At 31.1% G+C, this 4,174-nt stretch carries 5 protein-coding genes; all 5 read left to right on the top strand.

The genetic code is table 11. The annotated features are described in order from the left end of the window. Positions 1–1,232: RHS repeat-associated core domain-containing protein (locus Q428_RS13455; RefSeq protein WP_035381790.1), on the top strand; the 1,232-nt coding region annotated here is incomplete at its 5' end. A 19-nt stretch (positions 1,233–1,251) separates the two neighbouring features. Further along, positions 1,252–1,710 carry a hypothetical protein gene (locus Q428_RS13450; protein WP_035381788.1) on the top strand — a complete coding sequence of 153 codons (459 nt, stop codon included), beginning with the start codon at positions 1,252–1,254 and terminating at the stop codon, positions 1,708–1,710. Between the two features lie 587 nt (positions 1,711–2,297). Further along, a complete protein-coding gene (gene tnpA, locus Q428_RS15540; RefSeq protein WP_161633636.1) occupies positions 2,298–2,459 on the top strand; it encodes an IS66 family insertion sequence element accessory protein TnpA in 162 nt (53 codons plus the stop codon). An 83-nt stretch (positions 2,460–2,542) separates the two neighbouring features. Then, positions 2,543–3,451 carry a transposase gene (locus Q428_RS13440; RefSeq protein ID WP_035381786.1) on the top strand — a complete coding sequence of 303 codons (909 nt, stop codon included), beginning with the start codon at positions 2,543–2,545 and terminating at the stop codon, positions 3,449–3,451. A 489-nt stretch (positions 3,452–3,940) separates the two neighbouring features. Then, positions 3,941–4,174 (top strand): RHS repeat domain-containing protein (locus Q428_RS16705; RefSeq protein ID WP_035381784.1); only part of this gene is annotated, 234 nt, incomplete at its 3' end.

Here is a 4,174-nt window from a genome sequence, read left to right as displayed (position 1 = left end):
TGAAGTACAATGCCGAAGGCAGAAGAGTAGAAAAGGACGTAAACGGAGTTAAAACAAGATTCCTATATGAAGGGGATAAAATAACCCTTGAGGTAAATGAATCAGGAGAAGAGCTTGCCAGAAACATATATGGAACCAATCTGATTCAAAGAAAAGCCTCAGGACAAATCTATAATTATCTCTACAACGGCCATGCAGATGTAACAACCCTGATAGACCCATCAGGAGCAATTGCAGCATCATATTATTATGATGCCTTTGGAAACATACTAGAGGAATCTGGCACAGTACAGAATCCATATAGGTATGCCGGTTATGAGTATGATAAAGAGACAAAACAGTATTACCTAAAGTCCAGGTATTATGATCCAAAGATTGCCAGGTTCTTGTCTGAGGATAGTTATAGAGGGGATAGGAAAGACCCACTTAGTTTGAATCTATATACTTACTGTCATAATGAACCTATCATGTACACTGATCCCGATGGGCATAGGGAAGCAGTTGGAGCAGTATACGCAGATGAAAAAAGGGCTAAGAAAAATGAGACTAAGAAGAACATGTACACAAAACATAAAGCAGCAAAGCCTAATACGACAAGTAAGAGTGGAAGTTCTACAAAACCTAAGGATAGTGGTAATAAGAAGAATACAAAGAAAAAACCTGCTGAGGTGAATAAGAAGAAGGAGACGAATGAGGTTAATGTAACAACTAAAGGGGCAATTAGCGTAAAAACTAAAGAAAATGGCATAAATAGTAAAGCTTTAAATTCAGGGAAAAAAGCATTATTATCTAATGCACGTAATGCTACTTTGGATAAAGTTGGTGAACATATTATTGATAAAGTTCCGGAATACACCACTCTAGGTAAAATAACAAAGAATCTACCTAATAGAAATGCAAGAAGAGCAGTTATTTCTAAGTTTGGAAAAGGAGTTACTACAGAAACAATTGTACCTAGAATAGGAGTCAAATCATTAAAAACAGTAGGGAAAGTGGGGGTTGTTAGTGCTTTATTAGCGGTACCGGAAATTGTGGACAATTTTAAGAATTACAAACACCCAGTCCTACGAACAGGTGTTACAGTAGCTGCAACAATAGCAGGTGTTATAATAGGCGCAGCTACTGTAGGAGCTGCAACTCCAGTAGTTGTTGCAGGTGCTATACTTGCTTTGGCTATTGGTGTAGGTGCTAGTATGGTTAACGATGTATTTTTAGGCCAAAAGAAACATTAAAGTAGAAAGAGGGTAAATAATGAAGAGTAAAAATGTAAAGTGGAGTACAATATGTCCATATATAAATATAGTTATATTTATATTTCTTGTAATGATGGGTAAGACCTTACCACGGTACTTAACTTTTCTGATAGTATTAGTATTAACTATTATTTTTGTAATAGAGTATATAAAAGATAGAAAAAATAAAAATAACACTACTCAGAGCTATGTATATATTTCTGGCTTTATGTTTATTGCTCTATTTATCCTAGTTTTAGTGGTTAATATGTTCTTTGTTTGGGATATAAAGATTCAGTTATATTTATTAGCTTGTAGTTTAATTCCAGGTGTTTATTTTATTGTAATGAGGATTATTCTAATGCTAAAAAGTGGTGATGAAGAGCAAATTGGAAGAGCCAAGTTGGCAGTATTTATGTCGATAATTTTAGCTTTGATTATAATATTTATTATTATTGGAGCAATAATTACTTTATAAATATACTGATAGGTAGTTAATAGTTAGTAACAGTTCTTGAAATATAATAGTATATAAATATTAAGCTAACTGCACTAATGTACAGTTAGCTTTCTTTTAATTTACTAAATTAGGATTAAATAAATTATCATTAATAACAAATAGGAGGAATACTATTAAAAGTCTATCCTATAATTTTAAAAAGATTAAATGCGCCTGCCCACAAGAGCCATTAATGACAATGTTTTAAACAAAATAGTATAAACAAAATATAAAACGATATCTAAAGATATTAGTATCCATTCAAGTCCTAAATACAAGTAATATAAATGTCTAAATAAAATCAATGGTATGTAATATTATTAGGTATCTATATTTTCAAGTAAATTAAATATAAGAATTAATATCTTATACCTTATATCTTTAAAGTATTTTATTATTACTGTATTTATTATATGTATTACTATAAATAAAACTAATGATAAGGTTGCTTATGGGGGGCGACTATTTATTTTAATAATAATGTAAGCGTAAAATACTTAACACATAGCTAAATGATAAAAAATTTGAGATAATCAGCTCATAAAAAGATAAGGAGCTGATATGTTATGTCAAAAGAAGAATTAAGAGCACAATGGCTTGAAAGAATTAAGGCATATAAAGCAAGTGGTTTAACTCAGGCTGCATTTTGTAAAGAGAATAATTTAAATATTAAGCAGCTATGCTATTGGCTGAGAAAATACAGAAATAAAATAATGTGGGACATATAAGTATTGTTCAGAATTAATGAATAACATCTCCCATCAAAGGAAATACTAATTAGGAACTAAACTTTGAAGGGAGATGTTTTCTTATGCCAAGGATCGCAAGGCAAAAGAAGGAAGACGCCATTTTTCATGTAATGGCAAGGAGTATAAGTGAAGTTGATTTGTTTAAAGATAACGAGGATAAGCTTAACTATTTATCCTTAGTTAAAAAATATCAAAAAATCTATGAATTCAGAGTATATGGCTACTGCCTTATGGATAACCATCTACATCTGATAATAGATGCCAACGGAGCTGATATTTCAAGGATTATGCACAGCATAAACTTCTCCTATGCCCAATATTTTAACCACAGACATAAAAGACATGGACATCTATTTCAGGACAGATTTAAAAGCAAAATGGTAAAAAGTGAAATATATCTCTATGCCTTATCGGCATATGTTCACAACAACCCTTGTGATATAAAGGGATATGAAGACTGCCCAGAGAAATACGAGTTTTCAAGTCTTTCAATATACCTAGGCTTAAGACATGACCCCTATGAACTAGTTGATGATGGTTTTATTATGGGAATGTTCAGCAAAAATTCTAAAAAAGCCAGGGAAAGCTATATGAAATTAGTATATAAATGTTCTGATAAGGTTTTTAAAGAAGAAGTTGAATTTTTAAATGAAGGAACAGAATACAGAAGTGAAAGAAAAATTTTAGTGAGAAACATTAAAACTAAAGAGATTTTAGAATTTATTGCATCAAAACTTGGAATTGAAAAAATAAAGCTACATACAAAACATTGCAGAGAAATAGTTGAAGCAAAGGCACTGGCTGTACTTTTAATGAGAAGTTTTTGCAACTTAAAATGCAGTGAAATCTGTCGCGTCCTTGGAAACATAACTCAAAGCAGGGTTTCAAAACTTAGCAGCCTTGGGGTGAAACTTTTGGATGATGAGAAATATAAAAACATTACATATGAATTTATGGAACAGTATGCTTAATTTTTAAAAAGCTAATTAAATAATTTTATTTTAAAAAGTTAAAGAGATAAATGCTTTCATAAAGATAAAGATTGGACAAGCATAGTGTAATTTAGCAAAAAAATGAATAAAGTTATATTAAATAAGGAAATTACAAAGCTTTATTTAATGAGAAATATGAAAATATTTAAAAAAATATATTTCTCTAGGTGATTACAGTAAGTATGTGTCCCATATTTCTGTGTCCCATATTTCATTACGGGAGTAACGACTAGAAGATATGATGAATTAAACAGAATAATAGAAAAATATATTCCTGATATTGGAAAAAGTGTATATCAATATGATATAATATCAGGTGTAGACATTGGAGAAATAGCAGAAAAGGTAACAGACCCGAAGGGGAATATATCACTAAATATATATGACAAGGTAGGAAGATTAAAGAAGGTAACAGCAGAGGGAAGAACGACAACCTATGAGTATTTTGATAATGGAAACAAGAAATCAGTGCAATATCAGGATGGCTCAAGGGAGGAATTTACTTACTATAAGGACAATCTTCTTAAGACATTAGTAAACAAAAAATCAGACGGAACAGTATTTGAAAGCTATAGCTATACCTATGACGGAGCACATAACCAGACTTCAAAGGTAGACAAAAAGGGAACAACAATCTATACCTATGATAAGTTAAATAGACTTGAAACCGTAACAGAGCCATCAGGTAAAGTTACAAGTTAC

Origin of the sequence: Fervidicella metallireducens AeB, assembly GCF_000601455.1 — a bacterium.
GTDB classification, from domain to species: domain Bacteria; phylum Bacillota; class Clostridia; order Clostridiales; family Caloramatoraceae; genus Fervidicella; species Fervidicella metallireducens.
The sequence above is the reverse complement of the archived record's forward strand: the minus strand, read 5'-3'. Positions and strand labels throughout refer to the sequence as shown.

Bases quoted from the DNA above. Each gene is read 5' to 3' on its own strand.
- Q428_RS13450 (WP_035381788.1), top strand. From the start codon at position 1,252: ATGAAGAGTAAAAATGTAAAGTGGAGTACAATATGTCCATATATAAAT.
- tnpA (WP_161633636.1), top strand. From the start codon at position 2,298: ATGTCAAAAGAAGAATTAAGAGCACAATGGCTTGAAAGAATTAAGGCA.
- Q428_RS13440 (WP_035381786.1), top strand. From the start codon at position 2,543: ATGCCAAGGATCGCAAGGCAAAAGAAGGAAGACGCCATTTTTCATGTA.